This window comes from Posidoniimonas corsicana (genome assembly GCF_007859765.1).
In the GTDB taxonomy this organism is placed as follows: Bacteria; Planctomycetota; Planctomycetia; order Pirellulales; family Lacipirellulaceae; genus Posidoniimonas; species Posidoniimonas corsicana.
On record NZ_SIHJ01000004.1, the window covers coordinates 246,760 to 273,287 of the forward strand.

General features: G+C 65.2%; 30 protein-coding genes. 9 read left to right on the top strand and 21 right to left on the bottom strand.

The window, feature by feature from the left end; genetic code table 11:
- Positions 1-748 precede the first annotated feature (748 nt).
- From KOR34_RS22300 to KOR34_RS22315, 5 genes are all read left to right on the top strand, one after another.
- Positions 749-1,354, top strand: a complete 606-nt coding sequence (locus KOR34_RS22300) for a hypothetical protein (protein WP_146568335.1) — start codon at positions 749-751, stop codon at positions 1,352-1,354.
- Between the two features lie 324 nt (positions 1,355-1,678).
- Positions 1,679-1,963 carry a hypothetical protein gene (locus KOR34_RS26915; protein ID WP_197531668.1) on the top strand — a complete coding sequence of 95 codons (285 nt, stop codon included), beginning with the start codon at positions 1,679-1,681 and terminating at the stop codon, positions 1,961-1,963.
- Positions 1,926-2,180, top strand: coding sequence for a LuxR C-terminal-related transcriptional regulator (locus KOR34_RS27600; RefSeq protein ID WP_146568336.1), 255 nt, complete (start codon positions 1,926-1,928; stop codon positions 2,178-2,180). Before KOR34_RS26915 ends, KOR34_RS27600 begins: the two co-directional genes overlap by 38 nt.
- 110 nt (positions 2,181-2,290) lie before the next feature.
- Complete coding sequence (locus KOR34_RS22310) at positions 2,291-2,602, top strand: hypothetical protein (protein ID WP_146568337.1); 312 nt, start codon at positions 2,291-2,293, stop codon at positions 2,600-2,602.
- Positions 2,603-2,625: 23 nt separating this feature from the next.
- Positions 2,626-2,943, top strand: a complete 318-nt coding sequence (locus tag KOR34_RS22315; protein ID WP_146568338.1) for a hypothetical protein — start codon at positions 2,626-2,628, stop codon at positions 2,941-2,943.
- A 113-nt stretch (positions 2,944-3,056) separates the two neighbouring features.
- Here KOR34_RS22315 and KOR34_RS22320 read toward each other — a convergent pair whose 3' ends face one another.
- From KOR34_RS22320 to KOR34_RS22395, 16 genes are all read right to left on the bottom strand, one after another.
- Positions 3,057-3,557: a helix-turn-helix domain-containing protein gene (locus tag KOR34_RS22320; RefSeq protein ID WP_197531670.1), complete on the bottom strand. Its 501-nt coding sequence runs from the start codon at positions 3,555-3,557 to the stop codon at positions 3,057-3,059.
- A 54-nt stretch (positions 3,558-3,611) separates the two neighbouring features.
- Positions 3,612-4,049 (bottom strand): hypothetical protein, encoded by a 438-nt coding sequence (locus KOR34_RS22325; RefSeq protein ID WP_146568340.1) that lies wholly within the window; start codon positions 4,047-4,049, stop codon positions 3,612-3,614.
- A gap of 191 nt (positions 4,050-4,240) precedes the next feature.
- Positions 4,241-4,444 (bottom strand): hypothetical protein, encoded by a 204-nt coding sequence (locus KOR34_RS22330; protein WP_146568341.1) that lies wholly within the window; start codon positions 4,442-4,444, stop codon positions 4,241-4,243.
- Positions 4,441-5,154 carry a hypothetical protein gene (locus tag KOR34_RS22335; protein WP_146568342.1) on the bottom strand — a complete coding sequence of 238 codons (714 nt, stop codon included), beginning with the start codon at positions 5,152-5,154 and terminating at the stop codon, positions 4,441-4,443. Before KOR34_RS22335 ends, KOR34_RS22330 begins: the two co-directional genes overlap by 4 nt.
- 30 nt (positions 5,155-5,184) lie before the next feature.
- A complete protein-coding gene (locus KOR34_RS22340; protein WP_146568343.1) occupies positions 5,185-6,696 on the bottom strand; it encodes a hypothetical protein in 1,512 nt (503 codons plus the stop codon).
- A gap of 14 nt (positions 6,697-6,710) precedes the next feature.
- Positions 6,711-7,022 carry a hypothetical protein gene (locus tag KOR34_RS22345; RefSeq protein ID WP_146568344.1) on the bottom strand — a complete coding sequence of 104 codons (312 nt, stop codon included), beginning with the start codon at positions 7,020-7,022 and terminating at the stop codon, positions 6,711-6,713.
- A gap of 31 nt (positions 7,023-7,053) precedes the next feature.
- On the bottom strand, positions 7,054-7,731 hold the full coding sequence (locus KOR34_RS22350) for a hypothetical protein (protein ID WP_146568345.1): 678 nt from the start codon (positions 7,729-7,731) through the stop codon (positions 7,054-7,056).
- A gap of 344 nt (positions 7,732-8,075) precedes the next feature.
- A complete protein-coding gene (locus tag KOR34_RS22355; RefSeq protein ID WP_146568346.1) occupies positions 8,076-8,969 on the bottom strand; it encodes a hypothetical protein in 894 nt (297 codons plus the stop codon).
- Positions 8,906-9,475, bottom strand: coding sequence for a hypothetical protein (locus KOR34_RS22360; RefSeq protein ID WP_146568347.1), 570 nt, complete (start codon positions 9,473-9,475; stop codon positions 8,906-8,908). Before KOR34_RS22360 ends, KOR34_RS22355 begins: the two co-directional genes overlap by 64 nt.
- A 28-nt stretch (positions 9,476-9,503) precedes the next feature.
- Positions 9,504-9,704: a hypothetical protein gene (locus KOR34_RS22365; RefSeq protein WP_146568348.1), complete on the bottom strand. Its 201-nt coding sequence runs from the start codon at positions 9,702-9,704 to the stop codon at positions 9,504-9,506.
- Between the two features lie 420 nt (positions 9,705-10,124).
- Positions 10,125-12,683: a DUF3987 domain-containing protein gene (locus KOR34_RS22370; RefSeq protein WP_197531671.1), complete on the bottom strand. Its 2,559-nt coding sequence runs from the start codon at positions 12,681-12,683 to the stop codon at positions 10,125-10,127.
- Positions 12,680-13,573, bottom strand: coding sequence for a DNA adenine methylase (locus tag KOR34_RS22375; RefSeq protein ID WP_146568350.1), 894 nt, complete (start codon positions 13,571-13,573; stop codon positions 12,680-12,682). Before KOR34_RS22375 ends, KOR34_RS22370 begins: the two co-directional genes overlap by 4 nt.
- On the bottom strand, positions 13,570-13,863 hold the full coding sequence (locus tag KOR34_RS22380) for a hypothetical protein (protein WP_146568351.1): 294 nt from the start codon (positions 13,861-13,863) through the stop codon (positions 13,570-13,572). Before KOR34_RS22380 ends, KOR34_RS22375 begins: the two co-directional genes overlap by 4 nt.
- Positions 13,860-14,075 (bottom strand): hypothetical protein, encoded by a 216-nt coding sequence (locus tag KOR34_RS22385; protein ID WP_146568352.1) that lies wholly within the window; start codon positions 14,073-14,075, stop codon positions 13,860-13,862. The genes KOR34_RS22380 and KOR34_RS22385 overlap by 4 nt, the downstream gene beginning before the upstream one ends.
- Before the next feature lie 98 nt (positions 14,076-14,173).
- Positions 14,174-14,389, bottom strand: a complete 216-nt coding sequence (locus KOR34_RS22390) for a hypothetical protein (protein ID WP_146568353.1) — start codon at positions 14,387-14,389, stop codon at positions 14,174-14,176.
- Between the two features lie 159 nt (positions 14,390-14,548).
- Entirely contained in the window at positions 14,549-15,403 is an 855-nt protein-coding gene (locus tag KOR34_RS22395; RefSeq protein WP_146568354.1) for a hypothetical protein, read from the bottom strand.
- A 367-nt stretch (positions 15,404-15,770) separates the two neighbouring features.
- Between KOR34_RS22395 and KOR34_RS22400 the strand changes: the two genes are divergently transcribed.
- Positions 15,771-15,980, top strand: coding sequence for a LuxR C-terminal-related transcriptional regulator (locus KOR34_RS22400; protein WP_146568355.1), 210 nt, complete (start codon positions 15,771-15,773; stop codon positions 15,978-15,980).
- Positions 15,981-16,033: 53 nt separating this feature from the next.
- On the opposite strand, the gene KOR34_RS22405 is transcribed toward KOR34_RS22400, so the two are convergent.
- Positions 16,034-17,038, bottom strand: coding sequence for an ABC transporter ATP-binding protein (locus tag KOR34_RS22405; RefSeq protein ID WP_146568356.1), 1,005 nt, complete (start codon positions 17,036-17,038; stop codon positions 16,034-16,036).
- A 145-nt stretch (positions 17,039-17,183) separates the two neighbouring features.
- Here KOR34_RS22405 and KOR34_RS22410 point away from each other — a divergent pair, with 145 nt between their 5' ends.
- On the top strand, positions 17,184-17,975 hold the full coding sequence (locus KOR34_RS22410; RefSeq protein ID WP_146568357.1) for a rhomboid family intramembrane serine protease: 792 nt from the start codon (positions 17,184-17,186) through the stop codon (positions 17,973-17,975).
- A gap of 189 nt (positions 17,976-18,164) precedes the next feature.
- Positions 18,165-19,613, top strand: coding sequence for a Gfo/Idh/MocA family protein (locus KOR34_RS22415; protein ID WP_146568358.1), 1,449 nt, complete (start codon positions 18,165-18,167; stop codon positions 19,611-19,613).
- Here the strand turns inward: KOR34_RS22415 and KOR34_RS22420 are convergent.
- On the bottom strand, positions 19,610-20,974 hold the full coding sequence (locus tag KOR34_RS22420; RefSeq protein ID WP_146568359.1) for a 3-deoxy-D-manno-octulosonic acid transferase: 1,365 nt from the start codon (positions 20,972-20,974) through the stop codon (positions 19,610-19,612). The two genes, KOR34_RS22415 and KOR34_RS22420, sit on opposite strands and share 4 nt — an antisense overlap.
- A 312-nt stretch (positions 20,975-21,286) precedes the next feature.
- Here KOR34_RS22420 and KOR34_RS22425 point away from each other — a divergent pair, with 312 nt between their 5' ends.
- Complete coding sequence (locus KOR34_RS22425; RefSeq protein WP_146568360.1) at positions 21,287-21,574, top strand: hypothetical protein; 288 nt, start codon at positions 21,287-21,289, stop codon at positions 21,572-21,574.
- 19 nt (positions 21,575-21,593) lie between these two features.
- On the opposite strand, the gene KOR34_RS22430 is transcribed toward KOR34_RS22425, so the two are convergent.
- The 3 genes from KOR34_RS22430 to secA all read right to left on the bottom strand — a co-directional run bounded on the left by KOR34_RS22430 (position 21,594) and on the right by secA (position 26,229).
- A complete protein-coding gene (locus KOR34_RS22430) occupies positions 21,594-21,860 on the bottom strand; it encodes a hypothetical protein (RefSeq protein WP_146568361.1) in 267 nt (88 codons plus the stop codon).
- A gap of 199 nt (positions 21,861-22,059) precedes the next feature.
- Positions 22,060-22,458, bottom strand: a complete 399-nt coding sequence (locus tag KOR34_RS22435; RefSeq protein ID WP_146568362.1) for a hypothetical protein — start codon at positions 22,456-22,458, stop codon at positions 22,060-22,062.
- 66 nt (positions 22,459-22,524) lie between these two features.
- On the bottom strand, positions 22,525-26,229 hold the full coding sequence (gene secA, locus KOR34_RS22440; RefSeq protein WP_146568363.1) for a preprotein translocase subunit SecA: 3,705 nt from the start codon (positions 26,227-26,229) through the stop codon (positions 22,525-22,527).
- Positions 26,230-26,528 lie beyond the last annotated feature (299 nt).

Consider the following 26,528-nt stretch of genomic DNA (forward strand, 5'->3'; position numbering starts at 1 on the left):
GTCCAGCGGCGCTGACTGCCGGACAGATTTCCAATGCGAGAGGGCGATAGGTAATGATTTGGATGGGGGAGACAGTTGCTTTCTTGTTGAAGTGTCCGGTTGCCACTGCCTTGTTGTTCTGCTCAACAGGCTACGCGGGACATATTGCTGTTCTTGACACTGGGACGCCCCCCATCCCTAGCTCTTGGTCCGGCAACTCGCTAATTGGAGGAACAAGCCACTACCAGCACCTCGCCGGTGCGATTTCAACTGATCGCGCCCACGTAGTCGATGCTGTTGAAGCCTTCCTATACTCGGGCAGGGGCCTGCTTACATTCGCCATCACCGGCGTTGATGATGATGGCTTACCCGATGACAGTAACGTGATCCACTCCGCAACAATCGTGATTGCTCGAAAGGGTGGAAGCAGCCACAGCTGGCAGGGACCAACTAACCTCCGTTGGCATTTGCCAGCTGGCGACTACTGGCTCGCGCTCTTGCCTGACATTCGCTTCCAACACGCTTCAATGCTCGGTCACGCGCCGCACCCGACAAGAACTGCCATAAAGAGTGGGACCTCCTCCGGGGCATGGCATTACTCAACGTGGGGTAGCGGCTGGAGAGTGACAGCGATCCCCACCCCCACCCCCACCGCCGCATCCCTAGCCGCCCTCGCGTGCGTTGGGGCGTTGAGCCGGCGGCGGAGCTGGCTTTGGCCGGCGACTCGGTAGTTTCCAGGGTGTTCAGGTCTTCCCTCTGAGGCAGAGCAATGAAGTCATTTGGCCTCCGTAGTGTGTTGGTCTTATTCGCGTTTATCGCATTGCTGCTGTCGCACGTGTCGACAAGCCTAAGATTGCGAGAAGCGAATCGAGAACTGGACGTTGTTCGCCGAAACTACGGGCACATGGTTGTTGAAGACCCGTCGAAGATCAACGTGGTGTCACTGGCGCAAGAACGCGGCGCGTTTCGCTTCATCATCCCGTCCGGCCAACGGTACTATCTTCACTTATCGGAAACGACCGCTGAGGAGAACGCTGAAGCTCCATCCGGCAGGCCCAAGACGACGATCGCACTGAATTCCTGGGTTGACGGCGAAGACACAATTATCCGATTCGGCCTGTACGTTGATCCCGATACCCAGACACCCTATTTGAGAGCTGCGTCTCAGAATCAAGGGTATTTCACCTACCGGCCGGACGACTGGCCGAGCGGGATTGCGCTAGCACCTTCGTACGAGTTTAATGCTGATGCGAAGCTCGAATTGCCGCCCGACGAGCCCATCTACCTGCTGCGAGCCAAGTCGGAGCACACCGACCGGGGAATCGTGTTGTGGCTGGAGTCCGATACGCACTACAACTCACGTACAGTTGAGTAGTGCCGCTCGTGCTTAGTGCACGCACGACGCGGACGGCTCGCACCGGCGTGATACGCTTGCGCATCTCACCTAGCGCCAAACCTCCAGCGCCCGGACCACAAACTGCGCCCCGCCCTCCATGGCGGCGGGTGCCGGGCCGCGCCCGCGAGTACTCTGCGCGATCTGCGCAACCGCTTGCTCACACCCGCAGCTCGCGATGGTTGGACTCTTAGTACAGCGAAATGGGGGGCAAGAGTTGGTATACCCGTCTCGGGTCGCCCCGCCTATGCAGTCTATGTCGGCAGGGCCGACCGGGGAGTTCCGCCACCCAAGCCCCTGGAAGCGATGTCAAAAATTGCCATCGATACGGCCTTGGTCCGATCGATCGTCGCTGTCGACTGCGGGGAGACCCGCCTGCCCCCCGACTACCAGCAGGCGGCTGAGCAATTCATCTGCGACCAACTCAGGCGCCGCAGGGGGTTCGGGGTGGAACAGGCCGATATCGATCGCCTGCAGCAGCTGGGCCTCAGCGATGATGACGCGAGGCGTCAGGCAGTAGTTGAATCCCTGGGGGCGGAGTGGTCGGCGGCGAATGGTGGCTGGCCCATTGTGGCAAGGGGCCTCTGGTAAGGGCGGATTGGCGCTCGACCCAATTCACAGGTGCAACGGTGAATCTCACCTCCGCCGTCTACTGCAACTGTTGGCGGACGGCGCGTCCAACAAGAAGGCCGCCAAAGAACTCGGGGTATCCTTGCGGACGCTGGAGCTGCGGCGGCAGAAGGTCATGCTCAAGCTTCACGCCAAGTCCGCGTTTCAGCTTGGGTTTCTGTTTGGCAAGCATGAGTAGATAGGGGCGCCCCCATACCTGGGGGATGGATTCGCAGGCGGCCGCCCCTAGGATGGGAAGCGAACCGGCTTGGGCATCGGAACTACTTTCTCTCGAAAGGAGGCCCCAAAATGGCTAGCGTCCTCATACCGCGCCGCGTTCTCGATAGCATCGACAGCGTCCATTGTGAGTCCGCCGGCGCCGCCGATCTGAGAACTCTGGATCGCTCAGAGCAGTTCTGCGACAAGTGGATTCACGTCCACAACGAACTATCGGTGGACGAGACCCTTGTCGAGCAATTCGAGCAGCAGGGGATTTCTGAGTTCGAAGCGCAGCGCAGGGCTGCGGCGGCGTTGTCCGCAAACGCATGGGAGCAGCTCACTGACTCTCCAAGGGTCGTGGTGCATCCGGTGCCACGCTACGCAGACGAGCTGCGACCGTAGGACGTGAACCCGGAGGGCCTCCCATGGATACTGTGCGCATCCCCCACGGCGTGCTCCGAAGCATTGACGGTGTAGCCTGCGAGCCGCTTGAGTGGAGCGTGTTGGACAACCTCAAGCGGGCGGAAGACTTCTGCGACGCCTGGCTTCGCCGCCACGCCCATCTAGAGGCGGACGGGCCACGGGTGCGCCAGTTAGAACGCGCCGGATTCTCGGAACGCGAGGCGATGCGGCGGGCAGCGGCTGCGCTTGCGGCGAAAGCTTGGGCGGAGGCCGAGGGCGGCCCCGCCGTCAGTGCTACGCCGATCCCTGAGTTTGTAGAGGGCGGCTGTATCTCACGCTGAGTTCAAGCCGCGCTGCGCTAAGGCGGCCAAAGAGCGTCAGAAGCGCAAGCCGGCGGATTCTGTCCCGGCAACATTGCCGGGACAAAACGGCCAGGCGGAGCGGTTGCTTCGCTTTACTCGCTGTCGTCGTCGCTGCAGTAACTTGGCCAAAGGTCCGTTGGCGGTACGCCCAACGCCTCTGCCGCCCGGTCAATCGTTCTCCGCTGCGGGCGGCACTTGCGAGACAGCATGTTGCTAATCGCAGATTGACTGACCCCCATTTGCTCGCCCAGCTCTATTTGCGACTTCCCCTGCTCTTGCATGAGTTGACGCACTTTATCAGCAAAGGCCGCTTCTTGTTCGTCCATCTCGGCTTCACGAGCCATCGCGTTGGCGCTTGATGCCGCGACTCGCTCGCGGTCGGCGACATCTACGCCAGAGCTTGGGAACAGCGCATCTACTATCGTATGCATCGCTAGGCGCCGTTCTTGCTCCGAAGCATCCGGCGAGCGATGGATCTCCATCATCTCTCGTATGACTGATTGAATTTCAGGGTCACACTCATCGAAGGCATTTTGCACTTCGAGGAAAACCTGAATATTGGATTCCAGTAGCTTTGAAGCTGTAGTCGACATAGTTCCCTTCCCCTTTCCTGCATCCATGCAGCTCAATAACGGAACCATCCGTACTCAGTAGCCGTGACGTTTCTTAAGGATCGTTAATCGCCCCCGGAATGCTGACAGTTCAGGCGAAGTCCAGTTTTGTGCCTTCTTGGCTACTACTGCCAACGTCCATATGCGCGTCATTGGATCGCCAGATAGTGATTTATCAGCTACCCAAAAGATGATTCTCAAATTGCGATGCCCACCGATGGGGCCAGATATTCGCAGCTCTGCAATCCCTTCCCCGCGGAGCGCCTGAATCCATTCCCAGTCCAGGTCCATTGCTTGATTCGTACTGCCGACCTGCTCCCCCGGCCAGTAGGCGAGCTTTAGAGCGTGCCGCCTAGCCTCTTGGTAATCGCCGTACCGTGGGAACAACGCAGCAGCATCGCGAATCGCTGACGGCCAAGGCTTGACGTAATAGGAGCCAAAAAGCGATTCGCCCACTGAAATGGTCCTCAGCATTACATAAATCGGGCCTCCGGATGGAATAGTATAACAAAACCAAGACGGCGGCCACTGGATTATTACATTTTCGAGGCGGAGGCCCCCCCAGGTTGCGGCAAGCTGCATTCCCTGTCAGTGCTATCGCAACCCCGCGCCGGCCGTTAACGCGCTGACACGCGGGGCACAGTCCAGATTGCCAAAGAGAGCCGCTAGTCCGAGCTAGCGCCGTCGACCTCAATCTCGCCACCCGGAAACACGTCCGGCAGCCACCCCGGCGCCCGCCAGTCGACACCCCGCCGCCGGGCTTCCTCTCGCTCGTCCCAGCCCTCCCTGATCTCGGCGCATCGCTGCCGGATCTCCTCGGGTGTGGGGTCCCGCCGCTGGCCCAGTGTTGCCACGGCGCGGCGGATCATTCACCCGGCCCCGCAACCACCGCCTCGGCCTGCTGCGACTTCCAGTCGGCCCACGCGGGGTACCCGATCGACAGCGCCAGCAGCCCCTCGGGGCGGACGTTGGTTGACCAAGCGCCGAGCGCCAACAGCTCTTCCGGACCAACCCGGTAGTTAGCGCCCAGCAGCATCGCGGTTGTCTGCTCGGCCTCGATCTCGTCGACCTCTTGCTCGGCCACCATGGCCTGCCAGGCCCACTCGGTCGCGTCCCATAGGTACTGGTAGGGCTTCGCGGGCGGCCCGGGGACTAGGTCCCGCGTTACCCGATCTCGCACCAGGCGGGCGGGCACGCCGCACTTCGGATCGCCCTGGTCGTTGACCTCGCGGACGATCGGCAGCGCCCACTTGTTGCCGTCCGCGAGCGACACCCAGTAGCCGGGCAGCAGATCGCCGCCGCGCAGCTGCTCGGGCGTGGGCTTCTCTGCCTTGATGAATCCGAGCCACCAGCCGGCGGGGGTCTCGGCCCACTCCTGGGCGTCGTCGTCGACTTGTAGCGTGTGCTCACCGAGCGCCGATCGGTCCGCCACGAGCAGGCCGGTTGTGGCGCCGTCCGGGCTCTTCGACTCGACTACGCCAAGCTGGGCGCCGTCCAGGTGGCCTAGCTCCAGCTCCCGCAGTCGGTCGCCCGTGGGCTTTGTGGGTTCGTCCGGTAGGAAGTACAGGAATCCTGCCATTGCTTTACACTCCGTTGTGAAGGTGGTTGGTTACTCTTGGCGGCCCGCCCCGCCACCCTTCTCGACGCCCTCGGCGATTCGTCGCAGATACTCAAGGCTCGTTCCATTTGGCACTTGCTCGACGCTGTTCAGTAGGTAGGCCGCCGCCGCCTGCTCCGTCGCTGGCGTAAGCATCCCGGCCCCGATAGCGCGGGCCATGGCGATGCTCTCGGAGCCGGTCCAGTCGCTCCAGCGGTCGCCCCACCCGAGAAACGTTGCCGCAGCCTCACGCCCCTGGCTGAGCCGGTAAGCCCGCTTCTCAGCAATGACGGCGTCCATGAGCAACTCAGGCTCGGAGGTGAGCGAGTCCCGCGCCGCGGTGGCCCGGCCGGTCGCAGACTCACGCAGCGCCGCGGCCCGTGCGATGGGGTCGGAGCCCAGTACGTCAGCCCGCAGCGAGGCGCCGCCCGATCCCGATATCGCGGAGACCTGGGCGTCGAACTCGCCTATCTGAGATGAGATCGCCCGGAAGCCCTTCACCGCCCGCTTGTTACCCAGCACGTCGAACGCGCCGGCGCCGGCGTCGACCTGCGCCTGGATGCCGGCAATCGTTTCCTTGAACGTCCCTTTGCCGAGCTTCCGCTGGTCGATGGCGTCCAGCAAGTTGGCCATCTGCGTTGCGGCTTCGTCGATGTTCTTGGCCTTTTCCTCGACCAAGACCAGGCCCGCCAGCGCTGCGTCGCCGCTGAATCCCAACTCTTGGGACGCCGCGGCGAACTGAGACGTCGCCAGGGCCGTCTGTGTGGCGTTGGCTTGCGTCGCTGCTGACGTTGCGAGGATGCGGTCGGTGGTGCCCTCAACGCCCACCTTGCCGCCGTAGAGGCCCTGTGCCTTCCGCAGCGCGCCGCCGAACCCGACCAGCCCCTCGCTCTTAACGATCTTCTTCTCCGCGAGACTGGCCAGGAACTCCTTTTCAGCGTCGCTGAATCCCGCCGACCCCAACGAGAACGTCGCGTCGGAGGCCGCCCCGATCTCGCTAAACACGCCACGCGCAACGAGCGACCTGGCGAACCCCAGGTTCTTCTGGAACTGCTTAGGGTCGCCGTTGCTGATCTGCTGCAATTCGCCAATCGAACCAAGACCAGCGAAGGTGGCGTCGGCCGCCTCCTGGGCCTGCTGCTCCATCTCGGTGAGCGCCTTAGTCACCGTGCCCACCGCGCCGGCAAGGCTTACGTACCCGCCGACTAGCGAGGTGATGTTGCCCGCCATACCGGGGCCGACCGCCTTCTGGCCCGACGTGCTCACGCGGTCGAGTTGGCGCTGGTACTTCCCGGCGAGCTTTTCGGCGTCCTCCATCGACAGCCGCCCGGCCTTCACGTGCTTGGCCAGTGTCGCCATCTGCCTGGTGACACGCTTCATCGGCTCGGCCTGCTCGGCCAGCTTCCGCGCCTGACCAGCGGCGCCCTTGAAGCCCTTGGTGATCTCGTCCAGTTCCTTGTCGGTCTTGCCCAGTTCAGTATTGAACCGCTTGATCCCCCGGACGTCGCTGTCCGTTTTCAACATTACTCTGGCCACTCTTAACCTCCCTGTCGTTGGAGTCCCACTGCCAAGTCAGCGTCCGCGCCGACTTCCCAGCAAAGGGCTCTGATTCGTTCGTCAATCGGATACACAACAGGCGACGACTCCAGGTCAGCCGCCAGCACCTCCGCGATGACCGCCGTGTTCCCGCCGGCCAGACGCCCCGCGTGCCGCAACAGGTCGTCGCCTATGAGTTCCAGCGGCCAGTCGAGGCAGCTAGCCAACGGCATCTCGCTGGCTTCCACAAAGCCGTGTAGCTGGCTCAGCTCAGCGCCGCCGATGCGTTCGCCGTGGGCGAGCCGGTGCAGCACAGAAGCGAAGCTAGGGCGGTTGTTGGTGGGTTCAGCGTGCATGGTAAGACGCCGCCATTTTTGCGGTGCAGTCGGGGCAAACACCTTCGCCGACGTAGTGCCCCGGCGGGATCTCCGACCTCCGCCACTTCCGGCCGTGGCGCCAGGCGCCGCATTCGCACTTGGCGACTAGCTTGCCGGTCCGTCGGGCGTAGTACCGCTCCTGGTAGGCGAGTTCGGTCTGGACTTCCTTGGCCAGCTGACGGTCATAGCGCGGTTGCAGCCGCGCCTCAGCCTCCGCCCTGGTTTCGGGCTGGTACGAATCGGGGGCGCCGCACGGGAACTTGTGGTGCCATCGCTTCACCGTGTCGAAGACCACTTGGCCGATAGCCGCCAAGCCGGCCCCGCCGTGCTGGCGGACAATCGCGTCGAGAGTCGCAAACGTGAACGCGTCGTCGTCCTGGCTGCACGACACGATATCGAGCGACTGCAGCAATGCCTCAAGCTGCTCGTCCGGCAGCTCCGCTGGCTCCGCCTGGCCCAACGCCCACCGCACAACCTCGGCGGCGTTGTAGCTGTCGTCCGGGTTCCGTGGGATCTCGTGGGCGTGGTCGCGGAAGTAGATGGTCGGCTTGCCAATCAACGCCGCAGCGGCCTGTTGCGTCAGGGACGCCAGAGCGGCCTTCTGCTGCGTCGAGTTCGGTTTGGTGTCTTTGGTCGTCGTGGCCAATTTGCGGCCCTCCTGTGGCTTCCTAGGCGCGCTCCCGGCCCCGTGCGGGGAGAGAGAGTTTAACCGAGGCTAACTTTTCAGATTTTGGTATGAGTTCTTCATTCGAAGGTGGGCACCCTCACGTTTTCAGCAGGGCTAGCGAGGACCCGACCGATACCCTACCCACCCCCAGGGCAGGTAAGGCCCCGCCGCCGTGAACTCAAGCACGACGACGGGGAACGTTGGGCGAGCGTCTGCTTTGGCTTTGTTGCACACGCGATCGCTGCCTTTCCTTAATTCGCGATCGCGATCGACTCGGCCGCGTTGCTCCTGACAACGCATTGCAGCAGCCCAACCCGAGGGCTTTAGGCGGGCCAGCCCAGCACAGTGCGGCCGTCGGACACGCTTCCGAAGAAGCCCTGCAGCTTGTCGGCCGCGAACTTGGCGGCCGGCGGCAAGGGCTCGTTGCACTCATCCGCCCAGCCGCCCTTGATGTACTGCGACAGGCTCGTGCCGGGCTGACGCAGCTTCTCCGCGGAGGACGCGTACTCGTGCGCTAGCCTCTTGAACAGCGGGCTGTTCACGGCGCCGAACTCATCGATGCTCAAGCCCAACCCGTCCAGCGGAATGCGGACCGCCGGAGAGTCGGAGTAGTGGTTGAGCATTAGGGCCAATCCGCTGCCCGGCTGCCGGGTGCTAGTTAGGTTTCGGGGGGACATTGCGTTTCCTTTCGCGTGGGTAGAGTTAGCCGCCAGCATCGGCCTGGTAGTGGGCTGGTAGACGTCGCCGAACAGGCCGCCGACGGTCAGAAATGGGTCATCGCACAGGAAGATCGACCGCAGGCTCTTAATGCGGTATCGCATGCGGCCAAGCGTTTCGCTCCCGTCCTGGTTAGCGTCGTGGTCTGCCCCGAGGGCGTCGGCGTCTTCCTGGGCAATCGCCAGGACGTAGCCGCCGAGATCCTTCTTGCCGCCGAATGCGATGTCGGACAGCTTGAGGTCAGCCCACACGGCCTGGTAATCCGGCGCCAGGCGGAAGTTTCGCCACCGGCCTAAGTAGCTCCCGAGCTTGTCGACAAACGGCAGGGGACGGCCAAACAAGGCTTTGACCCCTCCGGCATTGCCGAGCCTGACCAGTTGCTGCAGGGCCTCGGCGTCGACGGTCGACCTGCCGTCGCTCGCCTTGGCCCCCATCGTCAGAACCACGGCGCCATAGATGGTGCGGTCGACCTTGGATGCGAATTGGTTGGGCGAAGGCATTGGTAAATCCCCCTCCAGTCGCTGGCGTCGCCGGTCTTACCGAGCGTCGCGGCCATCTCGCGGCGGGAGACATCCTGCTGGCGGCTGTAGCTGCTGGCCAGCGACAAACACCGCTGGTAGGCTTCTGTCGCCTCCCGCAGTTTCTCACGCGCCGCAGCGGCAGCTTTCTCGCAGGCTTGCACCAGCTCGTGGGCGGGTTTCGTCTTGCCGCGTTGCTCCTCTTCCTTGGCGGCGAAGTCGTTGTTGTGGTGGGCGTCATAGGCGGCCTTGCGCTGCTCTAGCGTGTCGATCATTTGGGCGACGTCCGCAGCCGTGGCGTCCGCAGCAACGCGGGCCTTGGTGAGTTCGTCGTCAGTGACCTGGCCGCCCTCGACCAGCCTCACGCACAGCCCGATGAGGGTGCGGCGTGCGGCTTGCGAGTCCTGCCGGAGTTTGTCCGCTGCGGCGCTGCTCTGGGTGGCTTTGGCTTTCAGTCCGACGTTCTGGGTTTGAAGCATCTGGGTCATGGTCTTGGTCTCCGTTTAGGTTGGGGGTTTAGAGGTAATTGACTTGGCGGCGGTCCGTCAGGAACGCGTCCATGTCCCGCTGGCAGTCGCTAAGCTGGTCTTTGATGCGTCCGGCCTTGAACTTGGCGGCCTGGACTTCCTGCTCTGCTGCCCGCAGCTCGGCCTCGATTTCAGAGAAGCGGGCTCGCCACTCTTCGAAGGTGGTTGGGGTGGTTGTCATCGTCGGCATTGGTGAATCCTTTCGGGTTCCGATGTTGCCCGTGGCAACGTGCCGCTGGGCGTGGTGTTGGTCAAAACGGCGCCGGCTCGGCGTTCGGGTCCAGGGTGTGGGCCTCGCGGGCGAGTGCGACGCCAGGCTCGGACCGCAGGACAGCGGGGTCGTTGGCGGTTGTGCTGGGGGTGTGCAGGCCGCCGCGGGCGCGGAGCCGGGCTCTGACACGCGCCGCAAACGGGTTGGCGGGCGAGAATCGGGGGCTCTGGCTGACACAATTCGCTGAATGCCGGGAATCGGCTATTTGTGTCGAATGTCGAAGGGTAGAGGGGTTCATTTTCGGGTGACTCCCTTAGGAGTCGATTTCACAAGTAAGTAAGTAAACAAATGACCCTATAGACACATTGACAAAAATCGCTGTCGCTCGGGATTCGCTGATTAATGTCCTGGGGAACCTGGGCAACTAACCACGAACTCACGCTTGGGCCGGCCTCGCTTCCCATCGTTCGCAGGCGCCTTCCACTCGCCCAAGCCGGACGCGTGCAACTCGTTGAGGGCTTGCTCCGCGTCGTCGGCGGTCGCGTACTTAGCCGGCTTGTTCCGCTGCAGGTCGCGTGGCGTGACAACACCGCCGAACCGATCGGTCAACCAATGGGCCAGCCGCTGCCGATTGCGTACCTCGCTGTTGGCCTCAAGAGCCCTGTAGGCCCTCAGGGTCTCGCCTCGCTGCCACCGCATGACCGTTAGCGCCGACCTCATCGTGTCGCCGTCGATCGTGAACGGGTCCACTGGCTCCTCAGAGGCCGCACGGACGCAATGGAAGACCATGGCCACCCGGGCCGCAGCGCCCTCTAGCTTGGCCAGGGCGGCCGCCTCCAGGTCCTGGGCGAGTTGCCGCTCTTCCTGGATCTCCTCGAACCACTCTTTGAACTGGCCCCGGGCGCCGTCATCGAGGCCGATCGACTCGGGCACAATCTTCTTGCCGTCGAACCCGGCGGGCTGCAGTTCGGCCAGGTCGGTGACCAGTTGCGAGTAGGTGAAGCTGTTGACTCGGTCGCCGTCGACCCACTTGTGCGTTCGGTCGTCGGGGAAGGTGAGCAGGAACCGGGCCAGCAGGCCGTTCTCGCGGTTCTCCTCGCTCATCGCCTGATTGAAGATGGATGGCTGGCAGCCGCCGGCGATCGACAGCAGGGGGCGGCGCAGGAAGACGGAGGCGGACGTCTTGCGGTCGTGTCGGTAGGGCTGAGCATTGTAGGCCGAAAGGTAGAACGGCACGTCTCCGGAGACCTTCCCGCCGCCGCCCGCATAGCGGTCCATGTTCCCGAGCAGCGACGCTAGCTCATCGTGGAGGCAGAGCAGCCCCCGCGGATTGTCCTTCAGCAGGACGGCCAGCTTCTCCGTCGTGCAGTTGCTGGCTACATGGCGGTGCTCAATTGGGACCGCTGGCGGCTCGGGCTTCGGCTCGTCGGGGCTCTTCCGCCATTCTTTCAACCGAATCTGAAAACGGGCGTTGTCTTCCTCATACTGCTCCAGCGATTCCTGGTGTGCGTCCGTGCAATCAAAGTCGAGGTTGTTCAGCGGGCCTGCTGCCGCTGATAGGGCCGGTGACTTACGCGAGCCGCTCCGCCCGATGTTGGCCGTGAAGATGGCGCAAACCTCCGACCACGACGGGGTCACCCTGACCTGACGGGCGTTCCCGATTGCCGCAGCACAGGTCGCAAGGGCCGGCAGGGCAATCGTTGAGGGGCAGACGTCGAGGGCGCTGGCGGCGCTCTCCACGAACTCCGACAGCTCGGCCGGCAGGGAGCCCACCGGATAGGGCTGGGGCGGCGGTATGGGCTCGGATCGCTTGGGTGTCTTGGGCGTCGGCCCGGGGACGTCACCAAAGTCGCGCTCATCATCTGGCATCCAGTTGGGCATCCCCGGACGCTGGGGGGCGTCGCCGTAGCCCTCGCTGGCCAGCTGGCGTGCGGCTGCAGCGAAGTCGCCGTTATGATTCAGCAGGCAGTACGCGCCGAACTTGGTGTGCGTGCTGCAGGGCGAGCCGTTGGCGCCGGGGAATGGGTGGGCCGACGTCGAGAACACGCACAACAGGTCGTTACCGTGTTTGCTCTTTAGCCCGGTGGTCGCACTGGTACCCTGATCCTTGCCGGGGCGGGTCCAGTGCTGGACGTCGCCCATCGCGTGGGACTTCGTCCAGCCGTGCGGTACTAGGATCTCCTCCCACGAGGCGCGGGCGTTGAAGTCGTCACCGGGGGTACGGGCGGACGGATCGGCGTAAGTTGTTGTTGCCGCTTGGGGTTGTGCAGCATTCTTGCCGTAGTATGCCGCATCCGGCACTTTCATCTCGTCCGGCTCGACCTCAACAACCTCATTGAGCAACCGCGCCGCGCGGAACAAGACGCCCCTCTCCTCGACCGTGATCGTCGACAGCTCCGTCAGCGGCGGGCCGGCTACGTGCACGTAGGGGCGGCCCGACGGGTGCGCCGCGGGGTCACCGCCGGGGGCGATGGCGAAGCCACCTTGGCCGCGGGTTTCTATCTTGGTCTTAGTCGGCTCCCCGGGCTTATCCTGCAGTTCCTCGGGAGTTGCGAGCCGCATTGCTAGTTTTTGGTTGTGCTCGACGTGCTCGCAGCGGTAGACAACGTGTCGGCCCGGCCGAGGCGTCTTGATGATGCACAGCTTGGCCAGCAGGCCGGGGGCGGACCGCTCGACCTCATCGGCCCACGGCTGATAGCTCGCCTCCTCGTCGACGTCGATTAGTTCTGCGTTGCCGCTACCGGCGCCGTAGCAGATGCCGACGCCTACATTGTCCGCCAGGAATTGGGTGGCCAGCTCTGCCTCCGTTGCCGCCTGGGTCTGGAAACGCTTCCAGGTCCCGCGGGGTGTCTTACTGCCGTCGACGTTGACCGGTACCGGCGACAGGCCGGCGGCCAGGTACGCGAAGGCGTAGTCACTGGGTCGAGCGTGGCCGTTGAGTTCTGCTAGCGTGCTCAATGCTTGCCCTCCGTGGCCGGGTAGTTCGTCCACACGCACTCGACCCGCTGGGCCTTCACCTTGGCGCTAGACGCCTTGTTGTCGATTTGCCGCTCGTGACAGGCGAACCCGTGAGCGGCCGCCCAGTCGTCGTACAGCGTGCTGTGATAGCCGCTCAGCATGAACCGGCCGGACAGCCCGGCGAGCAATTGCAACAGCTCACGATGGTCGTCGTCGGTCATCTCGTTAGCGCCGTACTCGCCGACGCTAGACCGTGTCGACGCCAGGTAGGGCGGGTCGAGGTAGAACAGCGCCCGCGGTTGGTCTAGCTGCGTCAGGTACCGCCGGAAGTCACAGCTGCGGACCTCGACCGGGCGCAGCCGCTCGTGGCATTCGGCGAGACCATCGACCGCTGAGAGCCAGGCCGATACCTGCTCGTTCATGCCGCGACGCAGCCGCTTGGTTGGCGTTGTGTAGTCCCGGCCGAGCCCCTGGCGTGACTGGCGGTAACGGACGAAGAATGCGGCCGCACGCTCGACCGGGTCGTCTGCGTCCAGCTGCCGGGCATTTGGTTTTTGTAAACCATGGTTGACATTCTCGGCCGCCCGGAACTCATCCTCAGCCAGGGGCGTCAGGTCGACCAGCAGGCGGAACCGACCGAACATCAACGGGTCCCGCAGGACGCGATAGAAGTTGATTAGCTCGCCGTTGCGATCGTTGACGCTCTCGGCGATGCCCTCGGTGGGCGCCCAGTTCCAGAACTCGCCTAAGCCACCGGCAAAGGCGATGTGCCGATGGGTGTAGCCCTCGGGTGATTCGAGGTGCGATGGCGGGGCTAGGCTGTGAAGGAATGAGGCAAGGTAGCTCTTGCCGCCGTGCCACTTGACGGGCTGCGTCTTGATGGTGCTCATCCGGCGGCCCTCCGTTCGTAGTAGGTTTCCACCACTACCGGATCGAACGTCGCCAGCAGCCGGCAAACGGCGTCAAGGTACTCATAACGAGCATCGCCGGTGAGAGGCGGAGCGGGCCGATTGTCGTGGGCGTGCTCCCATGCAATTGAGCCAGCCCCGCGGGGGTCATCCCGCCGGAAGTACTCGGGGAGCGAGCAGAACCAATGCTCTGTACGGACAAGCTGCGACAGCTCTTCGACCGCTGCGTCTAGGACCTTGGGGTCTGTGTAGTCCTCGGTGCTGTTATTCATTGCTTCGCCCCCTTCCGTGAAAGGGTGCGGGCAATATCAACACACTGGCGCCAGACGCCCTGCCGATCCGCCGAGCGGACGCCAATCGGCGTGCCCTGGTAGAGCCGCAGGGCCGTGGCGTCGACCAGCTTGTCGCCGGTCAGGTGGGGCGTGATGCCCGGGGTGTGGAGGGCGGTCGGTTGGTCGACCCGATCAACATCCTGTAGAATCATGGTTAACGTCCTTGAGTCATGCCGGTTCCCCACTCCGTCGCCAAAACTTCGTGGGGGGCCGGCTTTTTTGTGCGCCGGCGCCGGACGGGGTAGGGGGGCTAGTCGGTCGCAGCAGCCAGCCGCTCGATGTACTCGATGCCGTCGGCCCCGCGGACAAACGCCCTCTTGCCGACACGCAGGGTCTTCAACTCAATGCCCTGCTGCTTGGCGTGCCAGCGGCGAGTGGCGTTGACGCCGGACGCGACTTCGAAGCCCTTGATCGTGTAGAGGCGGGCCGGGTCGATGAACGAGCGCTCGGCGGTCTGGGTAGCCATGAAGATGAACTCCGAAACGTGAATCGAATGAACGATTAACCGATGCCCGAAATCTCCGTGAGAAAAAATCGCCCGTCAAACACGGCGCATAGAAAGAGCCGCTACGTCCTAGACGTGCGGCTCGAAACGGCGTTTCTCAAGAATAAATCCGAGAGCGAATTATTCTTGCGCTGATTTATTCTTGCGGCGAGTGGTCGTGCCTTTCAGCCCCAGCGCCTTAAGGTCGCCGTGCACAGTATATGTCTGGATGGTGGGGTACTTGGATCGGAGCTTGTCCGCGATTACTCGGGGCGTCTTCGTTACGTTCTCCCACTGATACTTCACGTCGTCCCGTCGCGCGGCGACGGCCTTGGACTTGGGGCGCCCCCGCGACTTTCCGGCAGCCTGCATGGGGCGCTTTGCGGGCGGGGACTTCGGCGACGGTTTTTGCTCGCCCGCCCCAGCTGGCTCCGTCGTCGTCGCTTCTGAATCGGAGATGGGATCAGGCGGCGTGTAGAGAGGGTCTAGCTCGGGATGCTCTAGCTCCCACTCCATTCCGTGGGCAAGCTCGATGCGGGTAAGCTCCCCCCGGGCCGTCACGAAAAGCCGGTCGGCCTTTCTGCGCGGTGGGGATAGGTTCGGCAGGTCGATTGGGTCGCCATCTTCATCTTCGCCGGCACCCTCGGCCGTAAGCAGTGCATACAGCTCCCAGATGGCGGTGGTGGAGATGCCTAGCGAATCCGCATACGCCATGAAGCCCAGTCCAAGCTTCTCAAACTCGTGCTGATAGAGCACGCGGGCGGTCCCGCTGATCCGTTCCTCCGCCTCATCGAGCCATAGGTCAACGGCAATCGCCAGACGCTCGAAATCGCCGTACGGCGGTTCGCCGTCGAAGAACCGAACTGCGTCCAGGGCTGACGATACGCCATGCAGGAGCTTAAAGAATTGGTCGTGGTGAGACTCCCACCAGGACGCAAGGTGGCGATTCACCAGACAGCTATCGGTGTCGTACCGCACGCTCATGTTCTCATCCATTGAGCGCCAACCCGGCCGCCCGACCTGCCGGATGAGGAGCAGGCCGGGCAGCCGACGCGGGTGATCAAGCCCGCTAGCTGGCTAGGTGGTAGGTGTCACCTGAGGTGTCACCTAGATTCCGTTTATGCCTAATCGGCAAGGTTGAACGAAGTCAAAAAACCTCGGGAAATAAGCTACCAAAAAGCTAACGGAAAAACGAATTCGCACTTAAAATCTGCCGGGGGGTAACCCCCGTGGGGGTTCGAGTCCCCCCGCGGCCACCTCTTTGACCCTCCCGGGCCCCGCTCTACGGGAGTCCGATCGCGCCGGTTGGAACAGGTTTCTGGGTTCAGGCAGAAAGTGTTCTATACTTTGGGTGGAGGCACACATGCTAACTCTCACCAGAGATGAGATGCGGCTCTTGCGGCTCTTGGCTGAGGGGGCGTCCAATCGGACTGCCGCCAAGAAGCAGGGCATCGCGCTCCGCACCATGGAGCTGCACCGCCAGAAGCTGATGCGGAAGCTGGGCGCCAAGTCCGCCGCACAGCTGGGCTACCTATTCGCCAAGTACGAGCGCGAGTACGGCGAGTCGGCGTAGGCCCGGGCCGCCCCTGACAGGAGCGTCACGCTCGGGATGCGCGCCGGCAGGCGCTAGCCGGCCATCGCTTCGGCCGCGTCCTCGCTGGACTCGGTGAACATCTGCGAGATGATCTCCTCCAGCGGCGGGTCCTCGACGCTCACGTCGACGATCGCGTACTGGGCGAGCACGCGCGACAGCACGTCGGCGATCACCTCCCGCTCGACCCTCAGGCGGGCCTTGGGCGGGGCGACCTCCAGCACCTCGCCGAAGCGGGCCAGGTCGCTGGGCATGGGGTCGTCGCCGAACTGGAGCGACAGCACCTTGTGGCTGCTGAACCGGTCGACGATTCCGCTCAGCGAGCCGTCGTACATGATCCTGCCCTGCGCGATGATCACCACCCGCCGGCACAACGCCGCCACGTCCTTCATGTAATGGCTGGTCAGCAGGATCGTGACGTTGCGCGTCTGTTGGTAGTGCTTCAGGAACTCCTGGATCTTGTGCTGCGCGACCACATCCAGCCCGATGGTCGGCTCGTCGAGGAACAGCACCTCGGGGCGGTGGAGCAGGGCGGCGGTGAGCTCCATCTTCATCCGCTCGCCCAGCGACAGCTCGCGCACGGGCTGGTTCAGCAGCCGCCGCACGTCCAGCAGGTCGCTCAGCTCGTCGAGCGTGCTGTCAAAGTCCGCCGGCGCGATGCGGTAGATCTGCTGGTGCAGCCGGAACGACTCGGCGGCCGGCAGGTCCCACCACAGCTGGTTCTTCTGGCCCATCACTAGCGCGAACCGGCGGCGGTACTCGTTCGCCCGCTGCCACGGCACGAAGCCCATCACGGTGGCCTCGCCCTCGCTGGGGTTGATCACGCCGGAGAGCAGCTTGAGGGTCGTGGTCTTGCCGGCGCCGTTGGGCCCCAGGAACGCAATGAACTCGCCCGCCTGCACGTCCAGGTCGATCCCGCGCACGGCGTGCACGTCGCGGTACTCTCGGCGCATCAGCCCCCGCACCGAGGCCAGCAGGCCCTCCTGCTTCTGGTAGACACGGTACGACTTCTTGAGTCCGCGGATTTCGATGACGCTCATTGCCGCCGCATTATACGGGCGGTTGGTCCCCGTGGGGAGGCAGCCGTGACGCCAGCGGTGCGGCGCCCCGGGCTCCCGCCGCACGCGGCGTTGGGTTAGGTTAGGCGGGATACACTCCCGCCCCCCGATCGCGCCCACGCAGCGGATGCAACGACTACTCGACCGACTGGAACGACGCTGCGGATGGTTCGCCGTGCCGCACGTCACGCTGGCGCTGATCCTGGGCCAGGTGCTGGTGTTCCTCGCCGCCAACACCCAGCAGTCGGACGTGCTGCTGCGGGTCGACCTCAACCGCGACCTGGTGCTGCAGGGCGAGTGGTGGCGGGTGATCACCTACGTGTTCACCCCGCCGGGGATGTCGCTGCTGTGGGCGGCCATCTTCTGGTGGGTGTTCTACATGATGGGCACCGCGCTGGAGAACACCTGGGGCACTTTCCGCTACAACCTGTACCTGCTGGTCGGCTGGCTCGGGTCGACCATCGCCGGGGTGGCCATCCCGCAGACGATGCCGGAGAACCTGTTCCTGCAGCTCTCGGTGTTCTTCGCGTTCGCGCGGCTCTACCCGGACTACCAGTTCCTGCTGTTCTTCATCATCCCGATCAAGGTGAAGTGGCTGGCGCTGTTCCAGGCGGTCATGTACGCGGTGCTGGTCATCACCGGCGATTGGCCGACCCGGGTGCTGGTGCTGTCCTCGCTGATGAACTACCTGCTGTTCTTCGGCGCCGGGCATATCGCCGACCTGCGGGCGGATGCGAGGCGCAAGTCGTACCAGGCCAAGGCCAAACCCGCGGGCCGGCTGCGGCACGCCTGCGCGGTGTGCGGGCGGAACTCGGAGGAGGAGCCCGGCGTGGCGTTCCGGTACTGCTCGAAGTGCGCGGGCGGCGTCTGCTACTGCCCCGACCATCTGCACGACCACGAGCACGTCGCGGCTGAGTGAGGGAGGCTCGGCGGGGGTGGCTTAGCGGGGGTGGCTTAGCGGGGGTGGCTTAGCGGGGGTGACCGGCGCCCGGGCCGCGGCAGATTTGCACGCGGCGGGCGGCCCGGCGTACAATGCGGGGACCCTTTGCAGATCCTGGCCGCGTCCCTGCCGCAGGGCCGCGATACCCCGCACCCAAGGCGTTGTGATATGGCTCGTCCGACTCGTCGTTTCTTTCTTGGCGCCGCCGCCTCCACCGCCGCCGGCCTGGCGCTCCGCCCGGGGCGGACCTTCGCCGCCAGCGCCGCGAACGAGGTCTCGGTCGGCTTCATCGGCATGGGCTGGCGTGGCGGTCAGGTGTACGAGCAGTTCATGGGCGACAAGAACGTCCGCGCGGCGGCGTTCTGCGACCCGGACACCGACCACACGGCGAAGTTCGCCAAGGACCACCCCGACGCGGTGGTGACGCAGGACCTGCGGCGCGTGATCGAGAACCCCGACATCGACGCGGTGGTGGTCACCACGCCCAACCACTGGCACTGCCTGGCCGCCATCTGGGCCGTGCAGGCGGGCAAGCACGTGTACGTCGAGAAGCCGCTGGGCAACACCGTGTGGGAGGGGCGGCAGCTGGTCAACGCGATCGATCAGAACCCGCAGGTGATCGCCCAGATCGGCACGCAGCAGCGGTCCGACCCGCTGCAGGCCGAGGCCAAGCACTACCTGCACGGGGAGCAGAAGCTGGGCAAGCCGCTCTACGTGCAGGCCTGCCGGTTCGGCGTGCGGGAGCCGATCGGCAAACGCCAAGAGGCGCTCGTCCCGCCGAAGACCGTCGACTACAACCTGTGGCTCGGCCCGGCGGCCGAGGAGCCCCTCTACCGCGACAAGCTCCACTACGACTGGCACTGGGACTTCAACACCGGCGCCGGCGAGATGGGCAACTGGGGCCCGCACATCCTTGACGACGTGCGGAACGTCGCGTTCCAGGACTCCGTGGCGATCCCCAGCCGCGTGTTCGCGTGCGGCGGGCGTGTGGTCTGGGACGACGCGGGCAACACCCCCAACCTGCACATGGCCTACCTGGACACGCCGGAGATGCCGGTGTTCCTCGGCCTGAGCAACCTGCCGAAGCGCCCCGGCGCCAAGGGCCCGCTGCGATTCCGTGGCGTCGAGTCGGGGTACGTGGTGCAGTGCGAGGACGGCTACTACACCGGCTGGCGTGGCGGCGGACGCGCCTACGACGCCGACGGCAAGCTGCTCCGCGAGTTCCGCGGCAACGGCGGCGGCGGCCACACGGACAACTTCCTCAAGGCGGTCCGCGCCGGCGACGCGTCGCTGCTCAACGCGCCGGTCGTGCAGGGGCACTACTCCACCAACTGGTGCCACCTGGCCAACGTCGCCTTCCGCAGCGGCGGGCCGGTTGACGGCGACCAGGTGGTCGGCGTCGCGGACGGTCACCCGGGCTGGAACGCGATGCTCGAGCTGATGCAGGAGCACGTCCACTCGTACGGCCTCGACCCCAAGGACAGCGCGTCGCAGATGAGCCAGCTGCTTTCGATCGACCCGGGCAGCGAGCAGTTCACCGGCGCCGGCAGCGAGCAGGCCAACCAGTACCTGCGCCGCGAGTGCCGCCCGGAGTTCGAGATACCGGAGATCGCCTAGGCGGCCTCGCTGGCCGCGGCCGCCGGGGCGGGCAGCAGCGTCTGCAGCAGCGCGACCGTCCGTCGGGTGGCCCCGAGCTGGCTGGCCACGAGCCGCCGCGCGCGCTCGCCCACGCCGGCCGCGTACGCGCGGTCGCTCAGGCAGTGCCAGGCGAAGGCCTCGAGCTGGTCGGCGTCGTTCACCACGACCGCGCCGCCGGCCGCCAGCAGCGACGCGACGATGTCGCGGAAGTTGCGGGTGTTGGGGCCGAAGCAGGTAGCCACGCCGTAGGCGGCCGGCTCGATCATGTTCTGCCCGCCGCGGTCGCCGAGGCTGCCGCCAACGAACCCGATATCGGCCGCGCCCCACCAGGCGCCGAGCTCGCCCACCGCGTCGACGAGCAGGATGCGCGAGTCGGGGTCGGGTTCTTGGGTCCCGGTGAGTTCGCTGCGGCGGATCCACGCGCGACCGCTCTCGTTGAGGAGCGTAGCGACCTCGTCAAAACGCTCGGGGTGGCGGGGGACGAGCACCAGCCGCAGGGCAGGGAACTGCTCTGCGAGCCGCTGGTAGACTTCCAGCACGATCCGCTCCTCCGGCGCCTGCGTGCTGCCGGCTAGGAGGATCGCGTCGTGTTCGGCCAGGCCGGCCAGCTTGCAGAGCTCGGTGGTGCGTGGGTTTCGGCGGTCGGTCTCGGCGCCGTCGTACTTGAGCGAGCCGGTGATCTGGATGCTGCTGGGCTTGGGGATGCCGCTCCGCCGGCTGACGCCGGCGGCTCCCGGAGCAGCAACGCCAAGCAGGTCGGCAAACCGCTGGGCCGTCGCGCGATCCTGCGCCGCGATCACGTCGACCTGCCGCAGCACGCCGGCCGCCAGCGGCCGCACCCGGCGGTAGCCCCGGTAGCTGTTCTCGCTCAGCCGGCCGTTGATGATCGCCACCCGCGCGCCCTGCGCCCTGGCCGAAGCGATCAGGTTGGGCCACAGCTCGAGCTCCGCCAGCACCAGCAGGCTGGGCCGCACGCGGCGCACCGCCTCGCCAACGGCCCAGCCGAAGTCGAGCGGGCAGTAGAACACCGTGTGGCCGGCGCCGTACTTCTTGCGGGCCAGTTCGAAGCCGGTCTTGGTGGTGGTGGATATCACCAGCTCGCAGTCGGGCCGCGCGGCGGCCAGCTCGCGCAGCGTGATCGCCAGCAGGTTCACCTCGCCCACGCTCACCGCGTGCAGCCAGATGCAGGGGCGGTCGCCCTCGCGGTGGGGGACCCGGCCCAGCAGCTTCTCGGCGTAGCCCTCGCGGTACTTGCCGGTCCGCCACGCCGTCCACGCAATCACGGGCGAGAGCGCCGTGAGCACCGTCAGGTACGCAAAGTTCAGCAGCCACGCTAGCATCGGGGAGTCCTTTCCCACTCAGAGTAGCACGAATCGAGGATTCGTCAGAGCGAGATTTCTAGGGGCAACTCAATGGCTGTTATCAGCCGATTCTAAGTGACGCCTTACGTCAGCGGCGTCGGGAGGCTCCCCACGTTCTCGAAAGGCCTTCGCGTAAGCCTCTTGGATTCGGAGGTTTTCGAGACGCGTCTTCTCTTCGGACTCGCGTATCCGCGCGAGAACTTCTTCCCACTCGGAACGCTGCCCCACTAGGTCCCAAACGACCCAGTGTCCTGGCTTGCCGGGGATCCTCTCAAGATAGGGTGCGCCCCCATGGCCGGGAAGAAGCCACTTTCCGCCGCCGGTGTCTCCCTGCCAGCGGAGGTCATTAAAGTGGCTTGGGCCGAAATCCCACTCTTCGCGGAACAAGTACCCGAGTTCGACCAGCTTGTCGCGACGGTAGCGGAACTCTCGCCACGCCGGCTCGTCTCCGGAAAGCGGCCGACGCCCGCACAGGATCTCGACACTTGCCTGCTCCATCGCCCTGTGGTTCCATGCGATCTGCAGCGAGGTGCTGTGCAGCAATCCAACGGAACAAACAACCAGCACGACAAGAACTGAACACGCGGCGAGGCATCGATTAAGCGCTATCATGCCTACGTCCAGGATCGGCTCGGGACCGCTGCGCAAGCCCTACTGCGGCGTCTCTGTTCCGCCCTGATCTACTCAGGAGCAGGGCATCGTCATTTGAGACCACGCGGCCCGCCTCGGCGTCTTGTAGGCCGCGTTCGATCGAACGGGCAGCGGCGAGCTCACGCAGCAGCTCGTCGTATGAGCTGTCGTCCGGCTGGTTCTGCAGGATCGCGATCATCTGATCCTTGGCGGTCTGATGCTCAACGGTCGACATAGTCAGCTCCTAGTGTGCCTCAGGAGTCCATCTAGCTCCATTCTACCACGGGAGCATGCGGCGGTGGCAAACCCCGCTTCGGCCTACGGAGTCTTGCGAATTGTCCGCGGCAACGCCAACTCTGGACCAGCGACTCTGCTGGCGGGACGCAGGCAGCGTGGGACCACTGTCCAAACCGTGGCGAGGCAGGGCTAGGCCGCTAGTTCCCGTCAAAGAGGTTCAGACGCGACCCCTCGATCCGTAGCCGCTCCGGGGCGTCGAAGAGCTTGAACGGGTCGGTCTCGGGAGCAACGCGGAGCAGGGGTTCGTCCCGCAGCAGGATTGGCTGCGTCGGCTGGCCGAGGCCGAGGCGGGTTGTTGGGTCGCTCAGCCGCAGCTCGTGCGACGGCGTCTGGAACCCGACGCCCTGCAGGCCGAGCGTCGGTCGCGCGATCCGGAGGCCGGACCCCGACCCCAGCAGGCCGGACTCGATCGTGGGGACCGTGAGCGAGGCGGGGTCGAACGCCCGCGGCGCCTGAGCCTGGGCGGCGCCGCTCATCAGGAGCCCTGCCGAGGCGAGCACCGCGCCGAAGAGTGACTGGCGGTTGAGGGTCTTCATACGCGCTTCCCTGTTTCGTGGTGAACTTAGGTTGGTGGCGTCGCAGCAGTGGACTCTCTCGGAGGGCTAGGCGGCCCCGCCGGCCTTGCCGCAGCACTGCTTGTACTTCTTGCCGCTGCCGCAGGGGCAGGGCTCGTTGCGGCCGACCTTTTCCTGCGTGTTACGGATTGGCTCCGGCTTGCGCTCGCCCTGGTTGCTGGCGTCGATGCCCTCCTGCTGCTGGCGGGCGATGTCGGTAGCGCTGGGGCCGGCGTCGTGCCGTTCCTGGGTATTGTCGACCCAGGTGCTCTGGATGAACCCCTCGTCGAGGGTCTCCATCTTGAACACCAGGTCCGTCGCGTAGGCGCCGAGCGAATCCCACATCTGCTCGAACATCCGCATGCCCTCGCGCTTGTACTCCACCTTCGGGTCGACCTGGGCGTAGCCGCGGAGGCCGACGCTGCTCCGCAGGTGGTCCATGGCCAGCAGGTGCTCTTTCCACGCGCTGTCGAGCAGCTGCAGCAAGAGGCCCCGCTCCATGCGGCGCATCTCGGGGCGGAAGCGGTCCTCCACCGCCTGCGAAACGCGGCGGCGGGCGGTCTCTTGGTCGAGCTTGCCGAGCTCCTCGGTCGAAACCTCCGCGCCGGTGTTCTCCTTGAGCCAGCCGGACAGGTCGTCCAGCTTGCCGTTCATGCCGCTGACGCTGCGGAGCGTTTCCGAGTGGGCGTTGGGCGAACCGGCGAACAGCTTGTCGAGCTTGGCCATCGCCTGCTCGAAGACTTCGTTGGCCTTCTCGCTCGACTTGGCGCTGTGGGCGATCAGCAGCTTGGCGATCTCCTCGCCCTGCTTGTTCTTGATGTCGTCGACGGTCAGGTCGGCGTGGAAGCGGCGGTTGGCCCACTCCACCAGTCCCTCGCGGTCGAGGGCGCCCTTCTGGCCGCCCGGGCCGGTGCGGAAGCGGTTGAACGCCACCATGATGGCGTACTCCGCTTCGCGGGCGTCGTAGGCTTCGGCGGCCTTGGCGTGGGCCAGCTCGATGATCTGGTGCGGCTCCTTGTCGGCGACCTCTTCCTCGGTGAGCTGGATGGCGAACTTGTCCCACAGCCAGCCGCGGGCCGTGTTGACGCCGAACTCGCGGTCGAGGAAGCGGGCGGTCTCGCTGAGGTCGACGCCGGCGACCCACTTGCGGGCGTCGTCGACGAGCCGCTCGTCGAGCATGTCGCGGCCGATCTTCTTGAGGTCGCGGTCGCGGTAATTGGTGGCGTACCGCGTGTTGGCCCACTTGGCCAGCGCGGACCAGTTCCACTCCTCCTCGGCGTCGGGGGGCAGGTTCTCGTCGATCGCGTCCTGCACGTTCGACTCGGCCATCCGCTCGGCCTCGTCGTGGGCGATCTTCTCGGCCTCGTCGTACGGCGTGTTGCGGTAGTCGCGGGGGTCGAGCTCGGCGCCCAGCAGCGAGCCGGCCGCGGCGGCGAAGGTCTCGACGCCGTAGTTGGGCGCGAGGATCGTGCCGAGCCGCTCGTCGATCTGCTCGCGGATGGTCTCGAGCATGAGGTCGCGGCAGTTCACGCCGTCCAGGATCGCCTGGCGGTAGCTGTAGACCCGCTTCCGCTGCTCGTCCATCACCTCGTCGTACTCGAGCAGGTTCTTGCGGATCTCGAAGTTCCGCTCCTCCACCTTCTTCTGGGCGCCCTCGATGCGGCGGCTGACCATCTTGCTCTCGATGGCCTCGCCCTCCTGCATGCCCAGGCGTGTGAGGATCGAGCGGACCCACTCGCCGGCGAAGATCCGCATCAGGTCGTCTTCGAGCGACAGGTAGAAGCGGCTGGAGCCGGGGTCGCCCTGGCGGCCGCAGCGTCCGCGGAGCTGCAGGTCGATGCGGCGGGCCTCGTGCCGCTCGGTGCCGATCACGCACAGGCCGCCGAGCTGCTTGACCTCTTCGCCCTGCGGCTTCATGTCGTACTGCTGCTCGTAGTGCCCGACGCGTTCGTCCCAGACCTCGTTGGGCACGTCCAGCCGCGACGCGTAGGTGTTCTGCAGCTCGGCCCAGGCCATGGTCTCGGGGTTGCCGCCCATGATGATGTCGGTGCCGCGGCCGGCCATGTTGGTGGCGATCGTGACCGCGCCCAGGCGGCCCGCCTGCGCGACGATCTCCGCTTCGCGCTTGTGCTGCTTGGCGTTGAGCACCTCGTGCTTGACGCCGCGTCCGTTGAGCAGGGCGCCGAGCGCCTCGCTCTTCTCGATGGACACCGTGCCGACCAGGATCGGTCGGCCCGGCTTCTGGATGCTCTTCACTTTGTTGACAGGGATCACCTCGCGGCGCTTGGTGGCGTCCGCCACCTCGATCTCGACCTCTGACTCGGTTTCGCGGACCAGCTTGCCCGTCACCCAGTCGCCGCTGGAGGTCTCGACCGTGGTGTGCTTGTTGAGCCGCTCGATCTCGTCCGCGATGGCGACGAACTTCTCGCGCTCGCTGCGGTAGATCACGTCGGGGTGCTCGATCCGCTGCATCGGGCGGTTGGTCGGCACGCCGATCACGTCCAGCTTGTAGATCTTCCAGAACTCGCCCGCCTCGGTGAGCGCGGTGCCGGTCATGCCGCTGAGCTTGTCGTACAGCTTGAAGAAGTTCTGCAGCGTGACCGTGGCGAGGGTCTGGTTCTCCTGCTTGATCTGCACGCCCTCCTTGGCCTCGACCGCCTGGTGCAGCCCGTCGGACCACTGGCGCCCCTCCATCAGGCGGCCGGTGAACTCGTCGACGATGACGATGGCGCCGTCGTTGATGACGTAGTTCACGTCGCGCTTGTACAGGTAGTGCGCCTTGAGCGAGTTGTCGATCAGGTGCGGCCACTGCATGTTGCCCGCCGTGTAGAAGCTCTCCACGCCGGCCAGCTTCTCCGCCTCGCGCACGCCCTCGTCGGTCAGGCTGACGGTGTGCTCCTTCTCCTTGACCTCGAAGTGCACGTCCTTCCTCAGCGCGCGGGCCACCTTGTCGGCGCGCTGGTACTTGCTGATGTCGTCCTCGGCCGGGCCGGAGATGATCAGCGGCGTGCGGGCCTCGTCGATGAGGATGTTGTCGACCTCGTCGATGATGGCGTAGGTCAGCGGGCCCTGGCTCTGCTGCATGTGCTTGGGGAATCGGTCGTCCCCCTTGGCCGCCATGCGCATGTTGTCGCGCAGGTAGTCGAAGCCGAACTCGTTGTTCGTGCCGTAGGTGATGTCGCAGTCGTAGGCCTGCTGGCGTTCGGCCGCGTCCATGCCGGAGTAGATCGCGCCGACCTTCAGCCCCAGGTTGGTGAACAGCGGGCCCATCCACTCCATGTCGCGGCGGGCGAGGTAGTCGTTGACGGTGATCACGTGCACGCTGCCGCCCAGCGCGTTGAGGTACGCCGGCAGCGTGGCGACCAGCGTCTTGCCCTCGCCGGTGACCATCTCGGCGATCGACCCGTCGTGCAGGATCATGCCGCCGAGCAGCTGCACGTCGTAGTGCCGCATGCCGCGGAACCGCTTGCCCGCCTCGCGGCAGACGGCGAAGGCCTCGACCAGGATGTCGTTGAGGGTCTCGCCCTTGTCGAGCCGCTGGCGGAACAGCGTGGTCTGCTCGCGCAGCTCCTCGTCGGTCATCGCCTGGTACTTGGGCTCCAGGGCGTTGATGGCGTCGACCCGCGGCTGCAGCCGCTTCAGGTAGCGGGCGTTGGCGGAGCCGAAGATGCTGGTGATCAGCCGCTCGAAGCGACCCAAGATGGCGTTGACGATCCCCGAGAGGATCTCCCAAACGCGTTCCAGAATGTCCATGTTCTCTACGGGTAAGCAGTTGCCGCCACGGCCAGGCGGGTCGACGGGGCGCCTTGGGCGGTAGGTTGGTTCAGCTGGGCTGGGACGCCGAAGGGGGGCGTCGGCGCAGCTCTGCCGGGCCCCGGGGCGTCCGGGGGGCGCAGATTCGCGCAACTCCTAGCAGCGCAGAAGTTTATTGCGATTGGGGGAGGGGGTCAAGGTGAACGGCCTGCACCGCCTGCAACGACGTTTCCGCCTGCGCCACAAGCTATTCGCGTCTGCTAGCGGCCTCTTGCGCTGCTGCGCCGTCCCCGGACCTA

Excerpts from the sequence above, each read along its gene's own strand:
- KOR34_RS22325 (WP_146568340.1), bottom strand. The coding sequence starts at position 4,049 with ATGCTGAGGACCATTTCAGTGGGCGAATCGCTTTTTGGCTCCTATTAC.
- KOR34_RS22380 (WP_146568351.1), bottom strand. The coding sequence starts at position 13,863 with ATGAATAACAGCACCGAGGACTACACAGACCCCAAGGTCCTAGACGCA.
- KOR34_RS22435 (WP_146568362.1), bottom strand. The coding sequence starts at position 22,458 with ATGAAGACCCTCAACCGCCAGTCACTCTTCGGCGCGGTGCTCGCCTCG.
- secA (WP_146568363.1), bottom strand. The coding sequence starts at position 26,229 with ATGGACATTCTGGAACGCGTTTGGGAGATCCTCTCGGGGATCGTCAAC.
- KOR34_RS22310 (WP_146568337.1), top strand. The coding sequence starts at position 2,291 with ATGGCTAGCGTCCTCATACCGCGCCGCGTTCTCGATAGCATCGACAGC.
- KOR34_RS22390 (WP_146568353.1), bottom strand. The coding sequence starts at position 14,389 with ATGGCTACCCAGACCGCCGAGCGCTCGTTCATCGACCCGGCCCGCCTC.
- KOR34_RS22315 (WP_146568338.1), top strand. The coding sequence starts at position 2,626 with ATGGATACTGTGCGCATCCCCCACGGCGTGCTCCGAAGCATTGACGGT.
- KOR34_RS22300 (WP_146568335.1), top strand. The coding sequence starts at position 749 with ATGAAGTCATTTGGCCTCCGTAGTGTGTTGGTCTTATTCGCGTTTATC.
- KOR34_RS22340 (WP_146568343.1), bottom strand. The coding sequence starts at position 6,696 with ATGTTGAAAACGGACAGCGACGTCCGGGGGATCAAGCGGTTCAATACT.
- KOR34_RS22385 (WP_146568352.1), bottom strand. The coding sequence starts at position 14,075 with ATGATTCTACAGGATGTTGATCGGGTCGACCAACCGACCGCCCTCCAC.
- KOR34_RS22420 (WP_146568359.1), bottom strand. The coding sequence starts at position 20,974 with ATGCTAGCGTGGCTGCTGAACTTTGCGTACCTGACGGTGCTCACGGCG.
- KOR34_RS22360 (WP_146568347.1), bottom strand. The coding sequence starts at position 9,475 with ATGACCCAGATGCTTCAAACCCAGAACGTCGGACTGAAAGCCAAAGCC.
- KOR34_RS22335 (WP_146568342.1), bottom strand. The coding sequence starts at position 5,154 with ATGGCAGGATTCCTGTACTTCCTACCGGACGAACCCACAAAGCCCACG.
- KOR34_RS22395 (WP_146568354.1), bottom strand. The coding sequence starts at position 15,403 with ATGGATGAGAACATGAGCGTGCGGTACGACACCGATAGCTGTCTGGTG.
- KOR34_RS22365 (WP_146568348.1), bottom strand. The coding sequence starts at position 9,704 with ATGCCGACGATGACAACCACCCCAACCACCTTCGAAGAGTGGCGAGCC.
- KOR34_RS22430 (WP_146568361.1), bottom strand. The coding sequence starts at position 21,860 with ATGTCGACCGTTGAGCATCAGACCGCCAAGGATCAGATGATCGCGATC.
- KOR34_RS26915 (WP_197531668.1), top strand. The coding sequence starts at position 1,679 with ATGTCAAAAATTGCCATCGATACGGCCTTGGTCCGATCGATCGTCGCT.
- KOR34_RS22400 (WP_146568355.1), top strand. The coding sequence starts at position 15,771 with ATGCTAACTCTCACCAGAGATGAGATGCGGCTCTTGCGGCTCTTGGCT.
- KOR34_RS22425 (WP_146568360.1), top strand. The coding sequence starts at position 21,287 with ATGGCCGGGAAGAAGCCACTTTCCGCCGCCGGTGTCTCCCTGCCAGCG.
- KOR34_RS27600 (WP_146568336.1), top strand. The coding sequence starts at position 1,926 with ATGGTGGCTGGCCCATTGTGGCAAGGGGCCTCTGGTAAGGGCGGATTG.
- KOR34_RS22355 (WP_146568346.1), bottom strand. The coding sequence starts at position 8,969 with ATGCCTTCGCCCAACCAATTCGCATCCAAGGTCGACCGCACCATCTAT.
- KOR34_RS22405 (WP_146568356.1), bottom strand. The coding sequence starts at position 17,038 with ATGAGCGTCATCGAAATCCGCGGACTCAAGAAGTCGTACCGTGTCTAC.
- KOR34_RS22320 (WP_197531670.1), bottom strand. The coding sequence starts at position 3,557 with ATGTCGACTACAGCTTCAAAGCTACTGGAATCCAATATTCAGGTTTTC.
- KOR34_RS22415 (WP_146568358.1), top strand. The coding sequence starts at position 18,165 with ATGGCTCGTCCGACTCGTCGTTTCTTTCTTGGCGCCGCCGCCTCCACC.
- KOR34_RS22375 (WP_146568350.1), bottom strand. The coding sequence starts at position 13,573 with ATGAGCACCATCAAGACGCAGCCCGTCAAGTGGCACGGCGGCAAGAGC.
- KOR34_RS22330 (WP_146568341.1), bottom strand. The coding sequence starts at position 4,444 with ATGATCCGCCGCGCCGTGGCAACACTGGGCCAGCGGCGGGACCCCACA.
- KOR34_RS22410 (WP_146568357.1), top strand. The coding sequence starts at position 17,184 with ATGCAACGACTACTCGACCGACTGGAACGACGCTGCGGATGGTTCGCC.